Below are 21,903 nucleotides of genomic sequence, written 5' to 3' on the forward strand. Positions count from 1 at the left end.
AGCCTAGGCGTTACCGGCAGGTAAGCGCTAACCCACCACGCCCGGCACCCCACCGGGTGGAACCCGTGCCGCGTCGGGCTCAGATGATCCGGGAGGTCCAGAGCAGGCTCGTCGCCCCGGCGCAGAGCGCCAGCAGCAGCGCCAGGCCGGCGTACCACTGGGTGATCTCGCGGGCCTCGGTCCGGAACCCGATCGAGCTGCCCATGTCCTGGTAGACCTGCTTGAGTTCGGTGACCGAGGCGGCCTCGTAGAAGTAGCCCTCGGTGGTCTCGGCCAGTTGGGCCAGGGCCATCCGGTCCACCGGCACCCGCTGGAGCTGACCGCCGATGTCGACCATCCCGGTGTCGGTGCCGAAGGCGATGGTGGAGACCGGGACGTTCGCCGCCTGCGCCGCACCGGCGGCCTCCTCGACCGACCGGCCGGAGGTCCGGAAACCGTCGGAGAGCAGCACGATCCGCGCCGGGGGGATGCCCGCCGCCCCGTCGGCCGGCACCGACCGGATCGCCTCCAGGCAGGTGAAGACCGCCTCCCCGGTCGCCGTCGCCTCGGCCAGCACCAGCCCGTCGATCGCCCCGGTCACCGCGGCCCGGTCCTTGCCCGGCGGCACCAGGACGTTCGCCGACTTGGCGAACGACACCAACCCCAGGTTGTACGTCTCCGGAAGCTCGTCGACGAACTGCTTGGCCGCCTCCTGGGCGGCCTCCAACCGGTTCGGGGAGACGTCGTCGGCCTGCATCGACAGGGACACGTCGATGGCCAGCATGATGGTGGCCCGCTCCAACGGCTCCCGGGTGTCCAACGCGGGCCGGGCCAACGCGCTGGACAGGACCAGCAGGCAGAGCAGGAACGCGGTGGCCGGCACGTGCTTGCGCCAGCCCAACCCCTTCGGCGCGACGGTACGCAACAGGTCCACGTTGGCGAACCGGACCGCGTACGCCCGACGGTTGCGTTGCCGCCACACGTAGAGGGCGGCGAGGGCCAGCACCGGCAGTACGGCCAGCAGCCACCACGGTTGCAGAAATCGGATCATCGTGTCGTCCCCCGGGTGCGGGCGTGCCGCTGTGCGGCGACGAAGCGCACCATGTCCAGCAGCCAGTCGGTGTCGGTACGCAGACGCAGGTGCGCGGCCCCGGCCCCGCGCAGCTCCCGGGCGATCGCCGCCCGCTGGTCGGCAGCCGCCTCGGCGTACCGGCGGCGCAGCCCCGGATCGGCGGTCTGCACCTCGTGCAACTGCCCGGTCTCCGCGTCGACCACCGGGAGCACCCCGACGTCGGGCAGTTCCAGCTCACGCGGGTCGACCACCTCGATGGCCAGCACGTCGTGGCGGACCCGAAGCTTACGGACCGGTCGGCTCCACTGCTGCGGCGGGGCGAGGAAGTCGGAGATGACCACGGCGACCCCACGCCGCCGGGGCGGCCGGTTCAGCATGTCGACGAGCGCACCGAGGTCGCTGCGCCCCGGCCGGACCGGGGTCCGGGCCAACGCCCGCAGCAGCCCCTGCGCCTCCTTGCGACCGGACCGGGCCGGAACCCGGACGGTCACGCCCGGGCCGGGCTCCGGGGGTGGGGCGGATCGCCGCCACCGTCGGGGCGGTGCCGGCGGCGTCGCCGGGCCGGTGCCGATCACCGCGCCGATCCGGTTGCCCCCGCGTACCGTCAGGTGGGTCATCGCCGCCGCCGCCGCGATGGCCACGTCCCGCTTGAGCCACTGCCCGGTGCCGAAGTCCAGGCTCGCCGAGAGGTCCACCGCGAGCCACGTCTCCAACTCCCGGTCGGCCACGGTCCGCCGCACGTGCGCGGTGGTGGTCCGGGCGGTGACCGGCCAGTCCATCCGTCGTACGTCGTCGCCGGGGCGGTACTCCCGCGACTCCCCCGCCTCGCTGCCCGGTCCGGGCAGCAGACCGGCGTAGTCGCCCTGGAGCAGGCCGTCGAGTTTGCGGGTCACCATCAGTTGGAGGCGGGACAGGACGGCCTCGGTCCGCGGCGTGACGGCCGGGTTGGAGGGTCCCGAGCCGGTGGGGGTGGACTCGGTCACGGCTACTGTCCGGGCCACCCGCCGCCCGGCGCACCGACCGGGGGTGGGGTGGCCTGCTGCCGGGGGGCCACCGAGGGCAGCGGAATCGTCGACATCACCCGGTGCACCACGTGGTCGGCGGGCACGTCGTCGGCGAGCGCGTCGTAGCTGAGCACCAGCCGGTGCCGCAGCACGTCCGGCGCGATGTCCTGCACGTCCTGGGGCAACGCGTAGTCCCGGCCGCGCAGCAGGGCGATCGCCCGCGTCGCCCGGACCAGCCCGAGGGAGGCACGCGGGCTGGCACCGTACTGGATCAGTTGCGCGACGTCGGGCATCCCGTGCTCCGCCGGGGTACGGGTGGCGAGCACCAACCGGACCGCGTAGTCGACGAGCGCGTTGTGCACGAAGACCTGGTCCGCCTTGCGCTGCAAAGCGATCAGGTCGGTGGTGGTGAACACCCGCGCCGGGACCGGTGGGGCCACACCCATCCGGTAGACGATCTCCCGTTCCTCGGCGTCGGTCGGATACCCCACCACCACCTTCATCAGGAACCGGTCCCGCTGCGCCTCGGGCAGCGGATAGACCCCCTCCTGCTCGATGGGGTTCTGGGTGGCCATCACCAGGAAGGGATCCGGCACCCGGTGGGTCTCACCGCCGATCGAGACCTGCCGCTCGCTCATCACCTCGAGCAGGGCGGACTGCACCTTCGCCGGCGCCCGGTTGATCTCGTCGGCGAGGAGGAAGTTGACGAACACCGGCCCCAGCTCGACGTCGAACTTCTCGCTGGACTGCCGGTAGATCCGGGTGCCCATCACGTCGGCGGGCACCAGGTCCGGGGTGAACTGCACCCGGGCGAACGAACCGCCGACCACAGTGGCCAGGGTCTCCACGGCGAGGGTCTTCGCCACCCCGGGCACCCCCTCCAACAGGCAGTGGCCCCGGGCGAGGAGCGCCACGAACATCCGCTCCACCATCCGGTCCTGCCCGACGATCACCCGCTTGATCTCGAACAACGCCCGCTCCACCAGCGTGGCGTCCTCCGCCGGGGTGGTCACCGGAGTGGAGGGGCCCTGCGGGTCGCCGTCGGTCGGCGTCGGGGCGTCGGGCGTGGTCGGCTGGGCCACCGGTCCTCCACAGCGTGGTCGGTCGTCGTGTCGTCGTGCCGTACAAGACTCGCATGCCCGGCTGAGAGCCGAGACACGGAGAAGCCGATTTTCGCCCTCCCGTCCCGGGTGCCCGAAACGCCGCCACGGGTGGACACGGAGGGGTCCGGCATGTGTACGATTCATCCCGTCGCCGGGCGGCTCCCCCCGTGGCCGCCCGGCGCTCAAACTCCCGGCCGCCCGACCTGATCCGGCCGCCGAATCACCCCCACCGCACAGGCGTCCTCGCGGCCCTCCCCGGTGTCTTCACCGCCTCTCCGGTGTCTGCGTCGCCCCTCCCGGTGTCTGCGCCGTCCTCCAAGGTGTCCGCGTCGCACCGCCGCTCGGGGGCCTTCGCCCCCAGCCGGTCGAGGGCGACGGCGTTAGACTCGCTCGGATGAGTGCCCCCGTCGAACCGCCGCCCGTCTGTTCGGCCCGCGGCTGCCGCGCCGGGGCCACCTGGGCGTTGCACTGGAACAATCCCCGCCTCCACCAGGCCGATCGGCGCAAGACCTGGATGGCCTGCCCCGAGCACCGGGCCTTCCTCGGGGACTTCCTCGGTGCCCGTGGCTTCCTGCGGGAGGTCGCGGCGGCACCCGGATCGCCTACGCTCGACACGTGAACGCACCCGACAGATCACCGACGGTCAGTGGCGACGACCAGACCGAGGCCGCCCCGGTCAGCCCCCTGGAGCCGTGGCCGGCCACCGTACGCTGGCAGTCGATCTCCCACGACCAGATCTGGGTGGAGTTGATCCGGTTGTCGATGACCCTTGCCGTCCTGCTGTTCGGCACGGCGGTGGGGTGGGCGTGGACGGGTCACTGGCTCTTCGGCACCGCCCTCGGTCTCGTGGTGCTGACCGGGGTCCTGCGGGTGATCGCGATCGTCCGCGCGGTCCGGGCCTGGGGGTACGCCGAACGCGAGAACGACCTGCTGGTCCGGCACGGGCTGCTGGTCCGGCGGCTCTCCATCGTGCCGTACGCCCGGATGCAGTTCGTGGACGTCAGCGCCGGTCCCCTGGAGCGCGCCTTCGACCTGGCCACCGTGCAGTTGCACACGGCGGCGGCGGCCACCGACGCCCGGGTGCCCGGGCTGCGCCCGGCCGAGGCGTCCCGGCTCCGCGACCGGCTCACCGCACTCGGCGAGGACCGGGCGGAGGGGCTGTGACCGCAGCCGCCGGACCGGCACCCTCGAACGGCCGACCCGACCCCGATCCGACGACCGGACGGTTCGACGCGGAGCCGAACGACCGACCCGACCCCGATCCGACGACCGGACGGTTCGACGCGGAGCCGAACGACCGGCCCGCCCCCGCGCCACAGCCCGAACCGTTCGACGCGGAGCCGACACCGCCGCCGGGCGGGGCGTTCGACCCGACCCCCGAGCAGACCGACGCCGGTGCCCCGACCCACGACGCCCCGACACCGGCGGTGCCCGACGCCCCGGTACCGTCCGACGCCCCGGTGCCGGCGGTGCCCGGCGTTCCGGTGCCGGTGACGACCGGGGTGGTGCACGGCCCCGCCGGAGGGGCGATCAGCGGGCCGGTCGGACAGCCGGTCCACCCGCCGACCGGTGGGCCGCACGTCGGCGTCGGTCCGACCGTGGAGCCCCGGCAACGACTGCATCCGCTCAGCCCGGCGTTGCAGGGAGCCAAGTCACTGGTCGTGGTGATCGCCGGGCTGTCCTGGTCGACCCTGTCCCGGGTGGGGTTCGGCTGGTTCGCGGTGATGGTCGCCGTGCTGGCCCTGGGTGCCACCGTCCTGGCGGTGATCAGCTGGTACAACACCGGATACCACGTCGTCGGCCGGGAACTGCGGGTCTACGAGGGGCTGCTGTGGCGGCGTACCCGGGCCATCCCGTTGGAACGGTTGCAGGCCGTCGAGGTGGTCCGGCCGCTGCTCGCCCAGCTCACCGGCCTGGCCGAGCTGCGGTTGGAGGTGGTGGGCGGCGGCAAGACCGAAGCCCCGCTGGCGTACCTGACAGTCGCCGACGCCACCGCGCTGCGCGCCCGGCTCCTCGCCCTGGCCGGTGGGGTGGTCGCTCCGGCACCGACGGACACGTCCGAGGCCACCACCACCGAGGCCGCCCCGGCACCCGCCCCGGCCGGTCGGCCCCTGCACGCGGTCCGCAACCAGCACCTGCTGATCAGCCAACTACTCACCCCGCAGGCGATCATGCTGCCCGTCGGCGTGGCGTTCGTGACGACCCAGTTCCTCTCCGAGGGTTCCTGGTCCTTCGTCGCGGTGGCGAGCACGCTCACCGCGATGGCCGGAGTCGTGCTGCAACCGATCCGACGGGTCCTCGACGACTGGGCGTTCCGCATCGCCCGCGACGACGATGTGCTCCGCATCCACAAGGGGCTGCTGGAGACCCGGGCGCAGACCGTTCCACTCAACCGGGTCCAGACCGTCGCGATCACCTGGCCGCTGCTCTGGCGGTTCAAGGGTTGGCTGCGGCTGCGACTGGAGGTGGCCGGCTACTCCGTCGGCGAGTCCGACGACCGCAACCGACCCGACCGACTGCTGCCGGTCGGTGACCTCCCCACCGGGGAGATGATCGTGGCCGAGGTGCTGCCCGGGGTACGCCTGGCCGACCTGCCGATGGCCCCGCCGCCGCCCCGGGCCCGCTGGCTGAACCCGCTGAGCCGAGCACGGTTGGGCAGCGGACTCTCCGACGAGGTGTTCGCCGCCCGGTCCGGTCTGCTGACCCGGAACCTGGCCCTCGTGCCGTACGCCCGGATCCAGAGCGTCCGGGTGGTCCAGGGGCCGTTGCAGCGGCGACTGCGCCTCGCCACCGTGCACGCCGACACCGCCGGTGGGGCCGGTGCCGCCGCCAAGGACCGGGATCTCGCCGAGGCGTGGGCGTTGGCCGCGGAGCTGACCGACCGGGCGCACGCCGCCCGTACCCGACACTGACGGCCGTCCCCGAAAGCCACATCCGTCACTGACGGCCGTCCCCGACGGCCGCATCCGTCACCGGCGGCCGTGCCCGACACTGACGCCCGCATTCGTCACCGACGGCAGTGCCCGACACTGACGCCCGCCCGGCCCGCATCGGTGCGGGTCGGACGGGCGTCGGGTGTCGGTGTCCGGTGTCTCTGTCCGGGTCGGTCGGTCGGTCGGGTTCGCTCAGCTGACCGGCACGCCCGGGGTCTCGGTCGGGGGCCGACGCCTGGTGTCGGGATCCGGCTCCGGACCCGTTGTCGGCTCCGGGTCCGTCCCCGGCTTCGATTCCGCCGTCGGCGTCGGATCCGTCCCCGGCTCCGGGTTCGCCCCCGGCTCGGAGACGGGTCCCGACTGCGGGCTCGTTCCGTTCGCCGTCGCCGGGGTGGCCCCGGAGCCGGCGTCCCGGGCTGCGGCCTCCGCCCCGACCGCCGCCGGATCGTAGTCCGGCCCGGCGGCCTCCTGTGCCGGCGTACGCCGTCCACGGCGCTTGCGCCACCACCGCTCGGCCAGTCCGACGACGAGGAACGTCATGCCGACGTACACCCAGCCGACCAGGACGTCGATGATGTAGTGCTCCCCGGAGTAGACCAGGGTGAAGGTCATCGCCAGCGGGTACAGCAGCAGCAGCGGCCACCAGCGGCGGCGTACCGAGGGGAAGAAGAACAGCACCACGAACAGCGCCCAGGCGGTGTGCAGCGACGGCATCGCCGCGACCGGGTTCGAGGCGATCTGGCCGGCGTTGAGCAGGTTGCCCGCTCCGCCCATGCCGAACGCCCGCCAGCCCCGGGTGGAGATCCGGGCGACCTCTTCGATCAGTCCGTACTGCGCCGCCCACCAGGGCGGGGCGGCCGGGTAGATGAAGTAGGTGGCCAGCCCCGAGGCGCACAGGAACCCGAACCGGCTGATGAACGCGATCCACCGGGCCCGGTTGCGCATCCAGAGGACGGCGGCGGCGGCGAAGGCCACCACGAAGTGGGAGAAGTACACCCAGCTGACCAGCACGTCGTACCACTGGACGGTCGGCTCGTAGAGGTGCTGCTGGAGCCAGACGGTCGGGACGACACCGCCGGTGAGCCACCCGAACATCACCAGGTCGGCGACGATCAGGTCGTAGGAGTACGGGATCGCGCCGTTGTCGGCGAAGCCCCGGGAGAGGTTGTAGATGACGAGCAGGATCACCACCGGCGCCCAGTCCCGACCGAACCGCAGATGGCTGCGCCACGGGCGGGCCGAGTTCCAGGCGATGGTCGCCGCCCAGATCCACACGAAGGCATAGACCGGGTCGGTGGGCAGGCCGATCGTCAGCCAGCCGGCGACGAAGGCGACACTCCAGATCGACATGGCGATCAGGCGACGTCGCCCACCGTCATCCGGTACGGGCGGGTCGGTGCGGGCGGGGGGCTGGGGGTCAGTCACGACGGCCATCGCGGTCAAGGTTAACGGCGTAAGTCGTATCGATGGACGCCGACCACCCCCGATCACCGACCCCGCTGCTCGGGTACCGGATGATCCTGCTCCCGGCGGGCCCGGACCCGCCTAGGCTGTGGGGCATGCGGGAGGAATCCCTCGCCCCGGGATTGAGCGGCCGGGTCGAGCTGACGGTGACCGAGTCCGACACGGCACTGGCTGTCGGTTCGGGGGACGTGCCGGTGCTCGGCACCCCCCGGGTGCTGGCCCTGACCGAGGCGGCCACCGTGGCGGCCCTGGCACCCCGGATACCCCCCGGGTCGACGAGCGTGGGGGTCCGGGTGGAGTTGGAGCACCTGTCGGCCACCCCGGTGGGCCGGACAGTGGTGGCCGAGGCCCGGCTGACCCACGTACAGGGGCGGCGGTTGACCTTCGAGGTGACCCTCACCGAGGGTGCCGAGACGGCGGCCCGGGGGCGGGTGGAGCGGATGCTCGTGGACCGGCGACGCTTCCTCGACCGGATCGGCCCGGCAGTGCCGGGCACGCCTCCGGACGAGCCAGGTCCCACCGCGACGGCCGGTTCCGCCGGGGGGTCGGCGTGAGCCTGCGCTTCGTCGAGGTGGCCGACCGGGTGTACGTGCTGCGGGAGCCCCAGCTGCGGGTCAACGTCACCCTGATCTGCGGAGAGGGTGCGGCCCTACTGGTGGACACCCTCTCCACCCCCGGGCAGGCCGCCGCCCTGGCCGCCGCCGCACGGGAGGTGACCCCCCACCCGTGGAGCATCGTCAACACCCACCACCACTTCGACCACTGCTTCGGCAACGCCACGCTGGCCGGGGATCCTCCCTGCCCGGTCTGGGCCCATCCGCTGGCCGCCGAGGCCCTTCGGGAGCAGCCCGGGCGGATCCGTCGGGAGGGGGCCGAGGAGATCCGGGCCGAGCTGCCGGGGCTCGCCGCCGAGCTGGCCGAGGTGGAGGTGCTGGCCCCGAACCGGACGGTGCGCACCGAGGAGTGGATCGACGTGGGGGGTCGCCCGGTGCTGCTGCGCCACCCCGGTCGGGGGCACACCGCCGGGGACGTGGTGGTCCGGGTACCCGACGCGGCGGTGCTCGTCGCAGGGGACCTGGTGGAGCAGGGGGCACCCCCGGACTTCGCCGACTCGTACCCCCTGCACTGGCCGGAGGCGGTCACCGACCTGCTCCGGTCGAGCACCCCGGAGACGGTCGTCATCCCCGGTCACGGGGATCCGGTGGATGTGGCCTTCGTCCAGGAGCAGCACAGCCGGCTCGCCGAGCTGGCCTGGCTGATCCGGGCCGCCCACACCGCCGGGGCCCCGCCGGAGCGGGTCGCGGCGGAGGCCCCCTTCGGGTCCCGTGCCGCCCTCACCGCCGCCCGACGGGGCTACCGCCACCTCGACGGCGAAGACTGACCCGGGCACCTCCCACCCGCGAACCCCGGACCCGCCCACCTCGGCATCGCCTGCGGGGGTGACGGGAAAGGGGTGCCCTTCTCTACCGGAGGCGTTAAGGAGGGGCCCTTCCTTACCCGGGGAAGCGGGTGTGGACCTGGGGGCGGGTGGGCATGGACGTGGCCCCGCCGGGGGACTCGCAGACCACCGCGGCGACCCGGAGGGCGAAGGCCACCCGGTCGGCCCATCCGGCGAGGTCGGCGGGTTCTCCGTCGGCGAGCAGGTCGGCGACGAGCGCGGCCATCACCGAGTCGCCGGCCCCGGTGGCGTCCACCGCTTCGATCTTCGGCGCGGGTACGCGTACCGTCTCGGTGCCGGTGGCGACCAGCGCGCCCTGCGCACCGAGGGTGACCACGACGGCCGTCGCACCGAGTTCCCGCAGGTACGCCGCCACCGACTCGACGGGCTGGCCGGGGTAGAGCAGCTCGGCGTCGGCGGTGCTCAGCTTGACCAGGTGCGCCCCGGCGGCGAACTCGGCGACCACCGCCCGCAGCGCGTCCCACGCGTCGGGGCCGTCGAGCAGGCGGGGGCGGACGTTCGGGTCGAAGACCCGCATCCCACCGGCGAGCGCCCAGGCCCGTCGGGCGGCGGCGAGGGTCGCCGGGCAGAGCAGCACTATCGACCCGGCGTAGAGGACGTCGGCCCCGGCGACCAGGTCGGTGTCGAGCGCGTCGGCCTCGAGCAGCCCGTAGGACGGGGGGTCGCCGTAGAAGCGGAAGTCGGGTTCGGGGCCGGCGAAGGTGGTCACGGCCAGGGTGGTCGGGGCGGCCACGGTGACGGTGCCGGCCAGTCCGACACCGGCGTCGGTGAGGAAGGACCGGATCCGGTCGGCCAGGGTGTCCTCGCCGAGCGAACCGACGAACTGGACCTGTCCTCCGAGGCGGGCCACGCCGACGGCCACGTTGAGGGGGCCGCCGCCGATCGCCTGTCGGAAGACGGGGGCTCCGTCGTGCTCGGAGTCGAGCAGGTCGACAAGTGCCTCGCCGAGCACCACCGCGTGTCCCATTCGGAGTCCCTTCACCGCACCGCGTCCGTACCGCCTCGCCGGTCGGGGCCGGCAGCGTCTTGATCACCGTACCGGTGTCGGGGCGGGCGCGCCCCGCGCCCGGGGCGGGGGTCCCACCGGTCGCCGGCTGCGCCGCCCCTGACGTGGGCGATCACCCCTGATACATCGAAGTCAGACTATTGCACCTGATGGGTGCGGCGTGGTGAGATGAGGGTGGTCGGACGACGCGGGGGCTGCCGCGTTCACCCGATCGCGGGTAAGAGCCAACGCGAGGGCACGCGGTCCGTGTGACGGACCGACGCGACAGACGCTCGCCCGGCCCACCGGGGCTGTGGTGCGTCACGCGATCGTCGATTCCGCTCGTCAGCGGATCGGTCGGCGACGGCCGCTCCGCGAGTCAGGAGAACTTCCGTGAACCGTTCCCGTACGGCCGCGTTGCTCACTGCGGCTGTGACCCTCGCCGTCGGTGCCCTCACCGTGGTGATCCATTCTTCCCCGGCCGCCGCGCACGGCGCGGCGATGACCCCGGGCAGCCGCACCTACCTGTGTTGGCGCGACGGCCTCAGTCAGACCGGTGAGATCAAGCCGAACAACCCGGCCTGCACCTCCGCCGTCAACACCAGCGGGGCCAACTCGCTGTACAACTGGTTCAGTGTGCTGCGCTCCGACGCCAACGGCCGGACCGTCGGCTTCATCCCGGACGGGAAGCTGTGCAGCGGCGGCAACACCGGTTTCAGCGGGTACGACGCGGCCCGTAACGACTGGCCGCTGACCCACCTGACCGCCGGGGCCCGGATGGAGTTCAAGTACTCCAACTGGGCGCACCACCCGGGCACCTTCTACTTCTACGTCACGAAGAACAGTTGGAGCCCGACCCGGCCGCTGGCCTGGTCCGACCTGGAGGAGCAGCCGTTCCTGCAGGTGACCAACCCGCCGCAGCGCGGCGCTGTCGGCACCAACGACGGCCACTACTACTTCAGCGGGAACCTGCCGGCCAACAAGAGCGGCCGGCACATCATCTACTCCCGCTGGGTCCGCTCGGACAGCCAGGAGAACTTCTTCGGCTGCTCGGACGTCACCTTCGACGGTGGCAACGGTGAGGTCACCGGGATCGGCCCGGGCGGCAACCCGCCCACCACGCCGCCGACGACCCCGCCGACCACGCCTCCCACCAACCCGCCGACGACTCCGCCGACGACGGGCCCGACCAACCCGCCCACCACGCCGCCGAACAACGGTGCCGGATGCATGGCCGTCTACAAGGTCACCAGCAGCTGGTCCGGCGGGTTCCAGGGTGAGGTGGAGATCATGAACCACACCCGCAACACCTGGTCGGGATGGTCGGCGACCTGGACCCTCCCGGCGGGACAGACGATCCACAGCGTGTGGAACGGCTCGTCGAGCATCTCCGGTTCGACGATCACCGTCGCCAACGCGGGCCACAACGGCACCCTCGCACCGGAGGGACGGACCAGCTTCGGGTTCGTGGCCGGCGGTTCGGGCGGACTGCCCACCGTCACCTGCACCGGCAGGTGACCTGAGGTCACCACGACGGACCGAGGGGGTCGTTCCCGTGACGGGAACGGCCCCCTCGCCCTCTGTCGGTACGCCGCAGGACGGCGGACGGGTCAGCGGACCATCGAGCCGACGACCGGCTTGGTGAGCAGGGCGGACTGGTTGCGCTGGATACCCGGGTCGAGGGTCTTCGCCACGAAGATCGAGTGCCAGATGCAGAAGATCAGGACGGTCCACACCTTGCGGGAGTGGTCGGCCTCCTCCCGCTTGTGCTCCTCCAGCAGCCGCATGGCGTACGACAGGTCGATCAGGTCACCGGCACCGGAGTTGGACAGCACCCACCGGGCCCACTCGTACATCTCCCCGCGCAGCCAGACCCGGGTCGGGGTCGGGAAGCCGAGCTTCTTGCGGTTGACGATGGCCGGGGGGACCACCCCCTGCAACGCCTGACGCATGGCGTACTTGGTGGCCTCCGAGCGCGGCGGGAGCTTGAGGTCCACCGGGATGGTGGCCGCCACGTCGAACACCTCCTTGTCCAGGAACGGGACCCGCACCTCAAGGGAGTGCGCCATGGAGATCCGGTCGGCCTTGACCAGGATGTCGCCCCGCAGCCAGGTGTAGAGGTCGACGTACTGCATCTTGGTGACGTCGTCGAGTTCGGTGCACTCGGCGTAGATCGGGGCGGTGACGTCGGTGTAGCGCACCGAGGGGTCGTACCGGCGCAGCAGGCTGCGCTTCTCCTCCTCGGTGAACATCCGGGCGTTGCCGTAGTAGCGCTCCTCCAGCGGGGTGGTGCCGCGCTCCAGGAAGCTCTTGCCCTTGACGCCCTGCGGGATGGCCCGGGAGACCGCCCGGAGCCCCTTCTGGACCCCGCCGGGGAGGCCGTTGACGCTGCTGAGGGAGAGCGGCTCCCGGTAGATGGTGTACCCGCCGAAGAACTCGTCGGCCCCCTCACCGGAGAGGACCACCGTGACGTGCTCGGCGGCCTTCTTCGCCACGAAGTAGAGCGGCACCAGCGCCGGGTCGGCCACCGGGTCGTCGAGGTGCCAAATGATCTTCGGCAACGCGTCGATCATGTCCTGCGGCCCGATCTTGGTCGGGATGGTGGTCACGTCGAGGTGCCGGGCCGAGTCCTGGGCCACGTCGATCTCGGAGTAGCCGGGGACGTCGTACCCGACGGTGAAGGTGAGGATCTTCGGGTTGAACTCCCGCGCCAACGCCACCACGGCGGTGGAGTCGATGCCGCTGGACAGGAACGAGCCGACCGGCACGTCGGAGCGCATGTGCATCCGGACGCTCTCCCGCAGCGTCTCCCGGATCTGGTGGTAGAGCCGCTGCTCGTCGGCGACCGGGGCGGGCCGGAACACCGGGCGGTACCACCGGCGCACGTCCAGTCGCCCGTTCGGCGTCCAGGAGAGGTACTCCCCCGAACCGATCCGGTTGATCCCCTTGTGCAGGGTCCCCGGCTCCGGCACGTACTGGAGGGTCAGGTAGTGGCTGAGGTTCGCCGTGTCGATCCCGGCGTCCCCGGCGTACGCGGACTGGGCGAACGGCAGCAGCGCCTTCTTCTCCGAGGCGAGGTAGAGCCCGTCGGCGGTCTCCAGGTAGTGCAGGGGCTTGATGCCGAAGTTGTCCCGGGCGCCGAAGGCCCGCCGTTCCTGGCGGTCCCAGATGACGAAGGCGAACATGCCGCGCAGCCGGGTGAGCACCTGCTCGCCCCAGTAGTGGTAGCCCGCGACGATCACCTCGCCGTCACCGGCGGTGGCGAACTGTGCCCCGTACTGCCGGATCAGTTCCTCGCGCAGCTCGATGTAGTTGTAGATCTCACCGTTGAAGGTGAGCAGGTAACGGCCGCCCGCGTACGGCAGGGGCTCGTGACTGGAGGCCACGTCGATGATGGCCAACCGTTTGTGCGCGAAGACCCCGTCCGCGTAGTGGCCGGTGGCGTCGCCGATGACCTCGACCCCTGTCTCGTCCGGTCCGCGGTGGTGCAGGCATTCCAACGCCCCCGCGATGTGGTCGCGGTGGGCGGCGGCGTTGCCGTTCGCGCTGAAGAAGGCCAGGAGTCCGCACATGGCCGTCATCTTTCCACGTGCCCGCGACTCCCCGTCGCGGCACTGGAGGGTCTCCACCCCGCACCCTCGCGCAGGTACCGTCTGGACCAGTGGGCGACGGAAGGGAGCTGAGTCATGAACGAGGAGCGGGCCGGTGGGAAACCCACCGACGGCACCGAATCGCACGACCCTGATTTCCCGGAGGCGTTCCTGTCCTTCATGCGGCAGGGATGGCGGGACACCACCCTCCCGGTGACCCCCCGGCCGCAGGCGCCCGACCATGCCAAGCGCCGGGCCGCGCTCTCCGCGGCCTTCCCGGGCGAGACGCTCGTCGTCCCCACCGGCGGGGAGAAGGTACGCGCCAACGACACCGACCATCCGTTCCGCCCCGGCAGCGACTTCGTCTACCTGACCGGCGACCACGACCCGGACAGCGTGCTGGTGATGCGTCCCACCGGGTCGGGGCACGACGCCACCCTGTACATGCGACCCCGGTCGTCCCGGCAGACCGACGAGTTCTTCCGCAGCCGTCACGGCGAGCTGTGGGTCGGCCGACGGCACACCCTGTCCGAGAAGTCCACCGAGCTGGGTCTGCCCACCGCCGACCTGACCGAGTTGGAGTCGGCGCTGGCCGACCTCGCCCCGGCCCGTACCCGGGTGCTGCGTGGCTTCGACGCCCGGGTCGACGCCGGGGTGCGCCCGTACGACGGTCCCCGTACCGAGGGGCGACCCGGACGCGACCGGGAGCTGGCCGTCGCCGTGTCGGAGCTGAAGCTGGTCAAGGACGAGTGGGAGATCTCCCAGCTCCAGGAGGCGATCGACGCCACGGTCCGGGGCTTCGAGGACGTCGCGCGGGTCCTCCCGGCCGACCGGTCGGTCTCCGAGCGGCTGCTGGAGGGGGTCTTCGCCCTGCGGGCCCGACACGACGGCAACGACGTCGGATACAGCTCGATCGTCGGGGCCGGCGAGCACGCCACGATCCTGCACTGGGTGCACAACCACGGCGCCACCCGACCGGGTGACCTGCTCCTGATGGACATGGGGGTGGAGGGACACCACCTCTACACCGCCGACGTCACCCGGGTGCTGCCCGTCGACGGCCGGTTCACCCCGTTGCAGCGCCAGGTCTACGACATCGTGTACGCCTCACAGCAGGCCGGCATCGACGCCGTCAAGCCGGGGGTGGCCTTCAAGGAGGTCCACCTGACCTGCATGCGGGTCCTCGCCGAGGGGCTGGCCGACCTGGGTCTGCTGCCGGTGAGCGTGGACGAGGCGATGGACGAGAAGTCGTCGGTCTACCGGCGGTGGACGCTGCACGGCTTCGGTCACATGCTCGGCCTCGACGTGCACGACTGCTCCAACGCCCGCAAGGAGACGTACCGGGACGGGGCGCTCGGGGAGGGGTACGTGCTCACCGTCGAGCCGGGGCTCTACTTCCAGCCCGAGGACGAGTTGGTCCCCGAGGAGCTGCGCGGGGTGGGGGTCCGGATCGAGGACGACGTCCTGGTCACCGCGACCGGTGCGGTGAACCTGTCGGCCGCGCTGCCGCGTCGGTCCGACGAGGTGGAGACCTGGTTGGCGGAGCAGCGGGAGGCCGGCCCACGGCTGCCCGGGTGACCCGGCGCCGCCGCGCGGCTCGTCCCCGGACGGCAGGTTCGCCACCGATACGGACTTTCCTCGGTTAAGTCCGCCGAAGGGCGATTCGCCCGCTACGGTGGGTTTTAGGACGTGAACACGACAGTCCTTCTGCTCCACCCGTTGGTTGCCGTCGCCGGACCGTACCGGCGAGCCGCGCCGACACCGCCCCGACGGTGCTCGGCTGATCCACATAGCTCGGGGCCCATGCGACGGAGACCCTCCGTGGCACGGGCCCCGACCCGTACCCGCCCGGGTCCCGGCACCTCCCGCCAACCACCCTTTCCTCCCGCTCTCGCCCACAACCGGGCAGCAAATGCCCGGTTGTGGGCTTTTTTCGCATATGCCCTCGAAGCGAGGGATGCTCTCCTACGGTGTTTTTCAGCAGCTACAACCGATTTGTAGCCAAGGGGCGCCTCGCCATGGCGGAGCGACCTTGTCTGATACAAGGAGAGGGCAGAGAGCTCCGATGTCCAATCACCTGAACACCAGCGACGCCGTCGACCCGACGGCGCGCAACCGCCGTAAGAAGTGGCTCGCCACCGGAATCGCCGGGTTGACCGGCGTGGTCAGCCTCGGCCTGGTCGCGGCCACCAACGCCGGTGCCGTGTCCCGTGTCGACGACCTCGGCGGCCAGCAGAGCCAGCGGGACGGCTCGGGCCAGAACGGCCGCGAGGGTGACGGCGACCAGGTCCTGAACGTCACGAACGTGCCGTGCGACGTCAACGAACTGTTCGCCGCGATCAACAGGGCCAACCAGCACCTGGGCGGGACTCTGAAGCTCGCCCGGGGCTGCACGTACGAGTTGCGCAACGGAACCGCCACTACTGGCCCGTCGACGGGCAGCAACGCGCTGCCCCCGATCACCACCGACATCACCATCCTGGGCGAGCACTCGTCCCTGGAGCGGGCCTTCGACCTGCCGAGCGCGGCACCGGCGCTGTTCCGCATCTTCCAGGTCAGCCCCGGTGGCAACCTGCGCCTGAGCGACACCACCCTGCGCAACGGCCTGGTAACCGGAGGGGACGACGGTGGGGCCATTCTGGTGCAGGCCGGCGCGCGGGCCGAGCTCAACGGCGTCAAGCTGACCCAGAACAACGCCGCCGGGGGCGGAGGCGTCGGCGGGGCGATCGCCAACCTGGGCACCACGGTCCTCAAGGACAGCAGCCTGACCCTGAACAACGCGGGGGGCAGCGGCGGCGCCGTGTCCAACACCGGCACGCTGACCGTCGAGAAGACCTACTTCGAGGCGAACAAGACCTCCAGCATCGCACCCAACGGGGGCGGAGCGGTCGCCAGCACCGGCGGGACGGTGCAGGTCAGGGAAAGCACCTTCGTCGGCAACCAGACGGCCGGCAGTGGAGGTGGGCTCCAGCTCACCGCCGGCTCCGGGTCGGTCACCGACACCACCTTCCGACTGAATATCGCCACCTTCAACGGCGGCGGCATCGGCAACACCGGTGCCGACCTCCAGCTGCGCAACGTCAAGTTCGTGCAGAACACCGCGATCCTGTCCGGCGGTGGCCTCTTCACTTCGCCGGGGACCACCACCACCGTTCTCCGGGGCGACGCCGCGCTGCCGACCGACCTCGTCGAACGGGCCGAGCACGAACGGAGCGAGGCCGGCAAGGACGAGCGCAAGGACGACGAGCGCGACGCCGGCAAGGACGAGCGCAAGGTCGACGAGCGGGAGTCCGGCAAGGGCAGTACGGCGGAGAAGTCCGGCGAGCGGAAGTCCGACAAGGACAGCAGTGCGGAGAAGTCCGAGAAAGCCGACGGGCGCGGTGCCGGCGACGGAGGAGAACGCCACGACGCAGCCAAGGGCGATCAGCGCGAGGGGGGGAAGTCCCACACCGGGCGCCACGACGGGACGACTGACGAGCAGGAGGGTGCCCGGCAGGACGACAAGGGCTCCGAGTTGGAGAAGAGGGTCGAGGAACACAAGGGCACCACGTTCTTCGGCAACGTCGCCGGGTTCCTCGGCGGGGGTATCGCCAACAACGGCATCCTCACACTGGCCGACGCCGTCCTGCTGCGCAACCAGGCTGCCGTCAGCGGGGGCGGCATCAACAACATCACACCCGGAACGGTCGTCATCCAGCACAGCGTCATCACCGAGAACCAGGCCGGCGTCAACGGCGGCGGGATCTTCAACGCAGCACCGGCTGGCAACGTCACTGTCGACACCCGGTCCCGGGTGTTCAAGAACAACCCGAACAACTGCTTCCCGCTTGGTGCGACAGCCAACTGTCAGGGCTGAGACACCACAGGACGGCCGGTGACCATCACCGGTCGAGTCGGACACCGGCCCCGTCGGGCGCGGCCTTCACGGCCGCCTCCGGCGGGGTCGGTCCTCGTCCGCCCGGGCTCGGGTCGACGCCCCCGTGTCAGGAGCCGGAGCAGGGCGCACCGTTGACGGTGCAGCTCACCGGGGTGTGGTCGGTGGTGGTCCGTTCGATGTGGAAGCGCAGGGGTGCGGTGCCCCCGGGGGGCAGGTCGACGCCGCCGACATAGGTGAAGACGCCACCGTTCATGCCGGCCCGTCCCTGCTCGGTTCCGTCCACCCAGGCGGTGACCAGTCGGCCGCGGGGGAAGACCAGCCGGACCTTCCAACCCTCGTCACCGGAGCCGGTGTTCGTCACCACCACCTCGCCGATGAAGGCGTCACCGTAGCTGTTCGTCACCCGGTACCGCCCGGTCATCGTCGCCCGGCGGGGTGGTTCGGGACGGGTGGTGCTCCGGCTCGGCTCGGTCGGACGGGCCGCCTCCCCCTCCTCGACGCGCTCGGTACGGGGCGTCGCCTTCGGCGACGACGGGGACGGCGACGGGGGTTCCGTCGTCTTCGACGCCGTCGAGCGGGGCGACAGACCCGGGACGGGCGGCGGTGCGGGGGTGCGGACGACCGTTTCCGGTGTGGCCGGTGCGAGTTCCTCCTCCGTCGGAGGCAACGCGGGGACCGAGACGGTGTTGTTGTCGGCCGAGTCGAAGCTGACCTCTCCGTCGGGCCCTCGGCCCTGACCGGACCAGGACGCCACCCCGAAGAGCACCACCATCACGACGACGCCGACCGACACCACGATCCAGGGCGAGGACGCCACGACTCCGGTACGTACCGAATCTTGACCACCGCGCATGCCGGACATAACCCTCCCCGGTCGGTCCCGTCCGGAGAGCGTAACGATCGTGGGCATTGTCGGAAAGCGGCAGGGTCGGTGCCGTCCCACCGGATCCGGGCCGTCCCGGCTCCGCAGTGGAGCCTCGGACCTGCTCCGCAGTGGACTCTCTCCCGCCGTCTCCGGCGGGGTCGACGTCACCCGGTCCGGATGACTGTGCAGATCAGCGGCCCGGTGTCGGTCTGGCGCAGCAGGTAGCGGTAGCGCTCACCGGGCACCCGGCGACCTGCGGTGTCCAGGAACTCCCACTCGATCGCCACCTCGGTCAACAGGGCGGAGACCTGCTGCACGTCCTCGATGACCGCGTTCGCCGCGATCAGTTCGTGCTCCTGGTAGTCGGGGGCGGCACCGACGAAGGACAGCGCAACCGCCGCCGGGGTGCTGAACGAGAAGCTGTAGGTGTCGGCGACCACCAGCCCGGGCAGCGCGTAGCAGGCGGCGACGGCGGGCACGTCGCCGTTGGTCAGCGCGACGCCGTACCTGTCGAAGAAGTCGGTGAGCGTGTCGAGATCGGTCGAGGCTGTCACGACACTGCAATTGCCGTCCCGCCCCCGCGTCAAACGTCCCGCTCCCCCGCATCACACCCGCCGACCGGCTCAGCGCGGCGGGACCCGTACCTCGATCTCCCTGCCCAGCTGGGCGCCGCCGCCGAGGCCGAGGTCGTCGCCGCTCCAGAACCGCCCCGGGTCGTACCAGTTCGGTCGACGCCCGGCCGGGAGCAGCCCCATCGCCTCGTAGGTCACGGCGACCACCTCGGCGCAGTACGCCGTCTCCAACGTGGCGTCGCCGACCGGGATCTCCTCGGGCGCCTCGGCCGGGTCCCCGGCGGGCGGGGGCTGCGGCGGGTCGGCCCGGCGTCCCAGCGCCGGCACCCGGATCGAGGGCATCCGGACGGTCGGCACCCGACCCCGGAACCACCGCCAGGCCAGCTGCGCGGTGGAGGGGAAGGGGGTGCCGTCCAGGCGGGCGACGGTCCGCAGTACGGCCTGTTCCATCTCCTCGTCCGCCGGTGGTTCGAGTTGACGCAACCAGGCTCGCTGGCCGTACCGGTTGGCCCAGACGCAGACGGCGTCGCGCAGGTCGTGCAGCTGGACGCCACGGTGGTGGGTGCCGGTCCACATGTCCGGCAACGACCTGCCCAGTTCGGCGTGCCACATCAGCGGCGGCATGTCGTCGAGCACCACCGCCATCCCGACGTGGTTCACCGGACTGTTGGTGGTCAGTTGGATGGCACGGTCCGGCACACTGCGCCCCCGGAACACCCACACGTCTCCGGTCCGGGTCAGTTCCACGGCCTCGTCCAGGCTGATGCTCATGCCGCCCGTGCTCCCCTGGTGGTTCGGTCACCCATCGGCGTCTACCCTAGGCCGATGCGGCAACGGGTGCGGTGGTGGAAGGTGCTCGGGCTGGCCGGTCTCGCGGGGGTCGCCGCCTCCGGAGTGGTCATCGCCCGGGCGGAGCGGCGGCGCAGGGCGTACACCCCTGAGGAGATCCGGGACCGGCTGCGCAGCCGGCACGCGGAGGTCACCTCCGCCGATCCCACCGGCGAGACCCCCACCTCCTGACCCGCCGGGGGTCTCCCCCGGCGGAATGGCGACGGGAGGCAGGGGTGTTGCACCTGCCGGATGCCCGCATCGACGCGTCGGCCTCCGCACTCCCCTGCCCGACCCCCGTCGCCCTCTCGGCGCGGGTGTCGCACCCCCGACCGGGAGGAGTCGCCGTGGACCTCGACCCCAGCAGGAACCCACCGGGCGCCACCGACGGCGCAGTCGCCGTCCCCGTGGCCGCCCCCCGGGACGCCGGACACCCCGGCCCCGTCGTCCCGAGCCCCACCATCCCGACCCAGACCGGACGTCGGCCGCAGGCCGCCGGTGGGGTCGACATCCGGTACGAGGCTCAGGCCACCTTCTTCTACTGCGGACCCGCCGCCACCCGGCACGCCCTGAGTGTCCGGGGCACCCTTGTCGACCAGGAGACCCTGGCCCGGGAGCTGGGCACCACCGAGGCCGGCACGGGGTCCCTGCACGACCTCGTACCGGTGTTGAACAGGGAGTTCGGGTCCGGGACGTACCGGATCACCGAGATCGCCGCCGGGCCGGTGGCGCCGCCGCTGGTCGACACCCTGCGGGCCGACGTCGTCCGGACCCTCGGGGCGGGGCGGGCCGTGGTGGCCAACACCGGCGGCACCGGCACCGACACCTCGGGCACCCGGCACACCTTCGCGTACGGCCACTACGTCTGCGTGGTCGGGTACGCCGAGGGTGGCCGCCTCCTCACGATCGCCGACTCCGCCGACCCGGCCCGCGCCTCCTACCTGATGACAGTGGAGGAGTTGGCCCGCTGGACGGCCGGTCGGGGCTACGCCCACTGACAGGCACCGCCCGGCCGGGCCGAAACCGGTCATGGCGGAGGATCCCGTCGGTCCGGTCGGACACCCCAACGCAGGCCCGACCGGATGTCCCGTATCGCCCCCGACGGGGGGTTCACCGGGTGGTCGGGGTCACCCCCGGCGCGGAATCGCTGTGGGGGGCGGGGCGTTGTAACCGGCATACCCGAGCGGTCCACGGGCCGCCCCGCTCCCCCGGCGACACCGACCCAGCCCCTGTGGCCCGGGCCGGGCACCCCCCGCCGGAATGCGACCACCCCCCGGGGCGTTACACATCCCCGGACGCCCGAGCAGGCCGAGCCGCCGGGCACCTCCCCCGAACATCCCCCGCAGGACGGCACCGCCCGCTCCCCCGCGAGGCGTGCCGCGCACCCCCGACAGAGAGGAACCATTCATCATGCGTACCACTCTGCTTCGTAAGGCTGCCCTGACCGCTGCCGGTCTCGCCTTCACCGGCGGTGCCATCGCGGGCCCCGTGACCGCCGCCTACGCCGCCCCCGAGCAGGGGCGGGCCACCGCCGCCGTGCAGACCGAGCGTCGCCCCGGCGGGGAGCGTGAGCTGGACGTCCGGTACGAGGCCCAGCCCAACTTCTACTACTGCGGTCCCGCCGCCGCCCGTAACGCCCTGAGCGTGCTGGGCAAGGACATCTCCGTGGACGAGATGGCCAAGGAGATGCGGACCACCGAGGCCGGCACCGACTCGGTCGACGACATCACCCCGGTGATGAACAAGCACACCGGCAAGGACACCTACCGCAGCGTCGAGATCAGCAGCGGCAAGGCCGACGACAAGCAGACCGACCGGCTGCGGGCCGACATCGTCCGGACCGTCGACGAGGGTCGGGCCGTGGTGGCGAACATCGCCGGCACCGCCACCGACACCGACGGCACCGCCCACTCCTTCGAGGGTGGCCACTACATCAGCGTGGTCGGGTACTCCGACGAGGGCGCGACGGTGACCATCGCCGACTCCGCCGACCCGGCCCAGGCCAGCTACAAGATGGACGTCGAGGACCTGGCCGACTGGATCGCCACCCGCGGTTACATCCACTGAGCCACCGGCACGCACGTGAGGGCCGACCCCGGGCGGGGTCGGCCCTTCGTCGTGTCCGCAGGTCACCGCCGGGCCGACCGGCGACCGGGGGCGTGGATCATGGGA

General features: G+C 71.9%; 20 protein-coding genes. 11 read left to right on the forward strand and 9 right to left on the reverse strand.

The genetic code is table 11. The annotated features are described in order from the left end of the window. Nucleotides 1–79: 79 nt before the first annotated feature. From WHN02_RS23500 to WHN02_RS23510, 3 genes are read right to left on the reverse strand one after another with little or no spacing between them, the layout of a single operon-like run. On the reverse strand, nucleotides 80–1,030 hold the full coding sequence (locus WHN02_RS23500; protein ID WP_434740862.1) for a VWA domain-containing protein: 951 nt from the start codon (nucleotides 1,028–1,030) through the stop codon (nucleotides 80–82). Next, entirely contained in the window at nucleotides 1,027–2,052 is a 1,026-nt protein-coding gene (locus WHN02_RS23505; RefSeq protein WP_434740863.1) for a DUF58 domain-containing protein, read from the reverse strand. The genes WHN02_RS23500 and WHN02_RS23505 overlap by 4 nt, the downstream gene beginning before the upstream one ends. Continuing rightward, nucleotides 2,037–3,137, reverse strand: coding sequence for an AAA family ATPase (locus WHN02_RS23510; RefSeq protein WP_434740864.1), 1,101 nt, complete (start codon nucleotides 3,135–3,137; stop codon nucleotides 2,037–2,039). The genes WHN02_RS23505 and WHN02_RS23510 overlap by 16 nt, the downstream gene beginning before the upstream one ends. Before the next feature lie 415 nt (nucleotides 3,138–3,552). Here WHN02_RS23510 and WHN02_RS23515 point away from each other — a divergent pair, with 415 nt between their 5' ends. From WHN02_RS23515 to WHN02_RS23525, 3 genes are all read left to right on the forward strand, one after another. Beyond that, a complete protein-coding gene (locus tag WHN02_RS23515; RefSeq protein WP_350894914.1) occupies nucleotides 3,553–3,777 on the forward strand; it encodes a hypothetical protein in 225 nt (74 codons plus the stop codon). Continuing rightward, nucleotides 3,774–4,322: a PH domain-containing protein gene (locus tag WHN02_RS23520; RefSeq protein WP_434740865.1), complete on the forward strand. Its 549-nt coding sequence runs from the start codon at nucleotides 3,774–3,776 to the stop codon at nucleotides 4,320–4,322. Before WHN02_RS23515 ends, WHN02_RS23520 begins: the two co-directional genes overlap by 4 nt. A gap of 326 nt (nucleotides 4,323–4,648) precedes the next feature. Then, a complete protein-coding gene (locus tag WHN02_RS23525) occupies nucleotides 4,649–6,070 on the forward strand; it encodes a PH domain-containing protein (RefSeq protein WP_434744042.1) in 1,422 nt (473 codons plus the stop codon). 213 nt (nucleotides 6,071–6,283) lie between these two features. Here the strand turns inward: WHN02_RS23525 and WHN02_RS23530 are convergent, their stop codons facing one another. After that, complete coding sequence (locus tag WHN02_RS23530; RefSeq protein ID WP_434740866.1) at nucleotides 6,284–7,525, reverse strand: phosphatase PAP2 family protein; 1,242 nt, start codon at nucleotides 7,523–7,525, stop codon at nucleotides 6,284–6,286. 125 nt (nucleotides 7,526–7,650) lie between these two features. Between WHN02_RS23530 and WHN02_RS23535 the strand changes: the two genes are divergently transcribed. Both WHN02_RS23535 and WHN02_RS23540 read left to right on the forward strand, forming a co-directional pair. Beyond that, on the forward strand, nucleotides 7,651–8,109 hold the full coding sequence (locus WHN02_RS23535; RefSeq protein ID WP_434740867.1) for a thioesterase family protein: 459 nt from the start codon (nucleotides 7,651–7,653) through the stop codon (nucleotides 8,107–8,109). Continuing rightward, nucleotides 8,106–8,936, forward strand: a complete 831-nt coding sequence (locus WHN02_RS23540; protein ID WP_434740868.1) for an MBL fold metallo-hydrolase — start codon at nucleotides 8,106–8,108, stop codon at nucleotides 8,934–8,936. The genes WHN02_RS23535 and WHN02_RS23540 overlap by 4 nt, the downstream gene beginning before the upstream one ends. 112 nt (nucleotides 8,937–9,048) lie before the next feature. Here WHN02_RS23540 and WHN02_RS23545 read toward each other — a convergent pair whose 3' ends face one another. After that, on the reverse strand, nucleotides 9,049–9,981 hold the full coding sequence (locus WHN02_RS23545) for a carbohydrate kinase family protein (RefSeq protein ID WP_434740869.1): 933 nt from the start codon (nucleotides 9,979–9,981) through the stop codon (nucleotides 9,049–9,051). A gap of 411 nt (nucleotides 9,982–10,392) precedes the next feature. Here WHN02_RS23545 and WHN02_RS23550 point away from each other — a divergent pair, with 411 nt between their 5' ends. Beyond that, nucleotides 10,393–11,517: a lytic polysaccharide monooxygenase gene (locus WHN02_RS23550; RefSeq protein WP_434740870.1), complete on the forward strand. Its 1,125-nt coding sequence runs from the start codon at nucleotides 10,393–10,395 to the stop codon at nucleotides 11,515–11,517. 92 nt (nucleotides 11,518–11,609) lie between these two features. Here WHN02_RS23550 and asnB read toward each other — a convergent pair whose 3' ends face one another. Then, the gene (gene asnB, locus WHN02_RS23555; RefSeq protein WP_434740871.1) at nucleotides 11,610–13,571 is read right to left on the reverse strand and encodes an asparagine synthase (glutamine-hydrolyzing); all 1,962 of its coding nucleotides are present in this window, start codon (nucleotides 13,569–13,571) and stop codon (nucleotides 11,610–11,612) included. Nucleotides 13,572–13,685: 114 nt separating this feature from the next. Between asnB and WHN02_RS23560 the strand changes: the two genes are divergently transcribed. Both WHN02_RS23560 and WHN02_RS23565 read left to right on the forward strand, forming a co-directional pair. After that, the gene (locus WHN02_RS23560; RefSeq protein WP_434740872.1) at nucleotides 13,686–15,167 is read left to right on the forward strand and encodes an aminopeptidase P family protein; all 1,482 of its coding nucleotides are present in this window, start codon (nucleotides 13,686–13,688) and stop codon (nucleotides 15,165–15,167) included. A gap of 487 nt (nucleotides 15,168–15,654) precedes the next feature. Continuing rightward, the gene (locus tag WHN02_RS23565) at nucleotides 15,655–17,445 is read left to right on the forward strand and encodes a hypothetical protein (protein WP_434740873.1); all 1,791 of its coding nucleotides are present in this window, start codon (nucleotides 15,655–15,657) and stop codon (nucleotides 17,443–17,445) included. A 127-nt stretch (nucleotides 17,446–17,572) separates the two neighbouring features. On the opposite strand, the gene WHN02_RS23570 is transcribed toward WHN02_RS23565, so the two are convergent. The 3 genes from WHN02_RS23570 to WHN02_RS23580 form a co-directional block, all read right to left on the reverse strand. After that, a complete protein-coding gene (locus WHN02_RS23570) occupies nucleotides 17,573–18,283 on the reverse strand; it encodes a cellulose binding domain-containing protein (RefSeq protein WP_434740874.1) in 711 nt (236 codons plus the stop codon). Nucleotides 18,284–18,495: 212 nt separating this feature from the next. After that, nucleotides 18,496–18,885, reverse strand: coding sequence for a hypothetical protein (locus tag WHN02_RS23575; RefSeq protein ID WP_434740875.1), 390 nt, complete (start codon nucleotides 18,883–18,885; stop codon nucleotides 18,496–18,498). 69 nt (nucleotides 18,886–18,954) lie between these two features. After that, nucleotides 18,955–19,674 (reverse strand): hypothetical protein, encoded by a 720-nt coding sequence (locus WHN02_RS23580; RefSeq protein ID WP_434740876.1) that lies wholly within the window; start codon nucleotides 19,672–19,674, stop codon nucleotides 18,955–18,957. Between the two features lie 54 nt (nucleotides 19,675–19,728). Between WHN02_RS23580 and WHN02_RS23585 the strand changes: the two genes are divergently transcribed. The 3 genes from WHN02_RS23585 to WHN02_RS23595 all read left to right on the forward strand — a co-directional run bounded on the left by WHN02_RS23585 (nucleotide 19,729) and on the right by WHN02_RS23595 (nucleotide 21,798). Then, nucleotides 19,729–19,923 (forward strand): hypothetical protein, encoded by a 195-nt coding sequence (locus WHN02_RS23585; RefSeq protein ID WP_434740877.1) that lies wholly within the window; start codon nucleotides 19,729–19,731, stop codon nucleotides 19,921–19,923. Between the two features lie 155 nt (nucleotides 19,924–20,078). Continuing rightward, nucleotides 20,079–20,729: a C39 family peptidase gene (locus tag WHN02_RS23590; protein WP_434740878.1), complete on the forward strand. Its 651-nt coding sequence runs from the start codon at nucleotides 20,079–20,081 to the stop codon at nucleotides 20,727–20,729. A gap of 412 nt (nucleotides 20,730–21,141) precedes the next feature. Then, the gene (locus WHN02_RS23595; protein WP_434740879.1) at nucleotides 21,142–21,798 is read left to right on the forward strand and encodes a C39 family peptidase; all 657 of its coding nucleotides are present in this window, start codon (nucleotides 21,142–21,144) and stop codon (nucleotides 21,796–21,798) included. Nucleotides 21,799–21,903: the final 105 nt, after the last annotated feature.

The sequence above is a fragment of the Micromonospora sp. SH-82 genome (genome assembly GCF_051132485.1).
In the GTDB taxonomy this organism is placed as follows: domain Bacteria; phylum Actinomycetota; class Actinomycetes; order Mycobacteriales; family Micromonosporaceae; genus Micromonospora.

Coding starts and splice junctions, on each gene's coding strand:
- WHN02_RS23535 (WP_434740867.1), top strand. CDS start 7,651: ATGCGGGAGGAATCCCTCGCCCCGGGATTGAGCGGCCGGGTCGAGCTG.
- WHN02_RS23560 (WP_434740872.1), top strand. CDS start 13,686: ATGAACGAGGAGCGGGCCGGTGGGAAACCCACCGACGGCACCGAATCG.
- WHN02_RS23580 (WP_434740876.1), bottom strand. CDS start 19,674: ATGAGCATCAGCCTGGACGAGGCCGTGGAACTGACCCGGACCGGAGAC.
- asnB (WP_434740871.1), bottom strand. CDS start 13,571: ATGTGCGGACTCCTGGCCTTCTTCAGCGCGAACGGCAACGCCGCCGCC.
- WHN02_RS23545 (WP_434740869.1), bottom strand. CDS start 9,981: ATGGGACACGCGGTGGTGCTCGGCGAGGCACTTGTCGACCTGCTCGAC.
- WHN02_RS23530 (WP_434740866.1), bottom strand. CDS start 7,525: ATGGCCGTCGTGACTGACCCCCAGCCCCCCGCCCGCACCGACCCGCCC.
- WHN02_RS23500 (WP_434740862.1), bottom strand. CDS start 1,030: ATGATCCGATTTCTGCAACCGTGGTGGCTGCTGGCCGTACTGCCGGTG.
- WHN02_RS23515 (WP_350894914.1), top strand. CDS start 3,553: ATGAGTGCCCCCGTCGAACCGCCGCCCGTCTGTTCGGCCCGCGGCTGC.
- WHN02_RS23595 (WP_434740879.1), top strand. CDS start 21,142: ATGCGTACCACTCTGCTTCGTAAGGCTGCCCTGACCGCTGCCGGTCTC.
- WHN02_RS23565 (WP_434740873.1), top strand. CDS start 15,655: ATGTCCAATCACCTGAACACCAGCGACGCCGTCGACCCGACGGCGCGC.
- WHN02_RS23585 (WP_434740877.1), top strand. CDS start 19,729: ATGCGGCAACGGGTGCGGTGGTGGAAGGTGCTCGGGCTGGCCGGTCTC.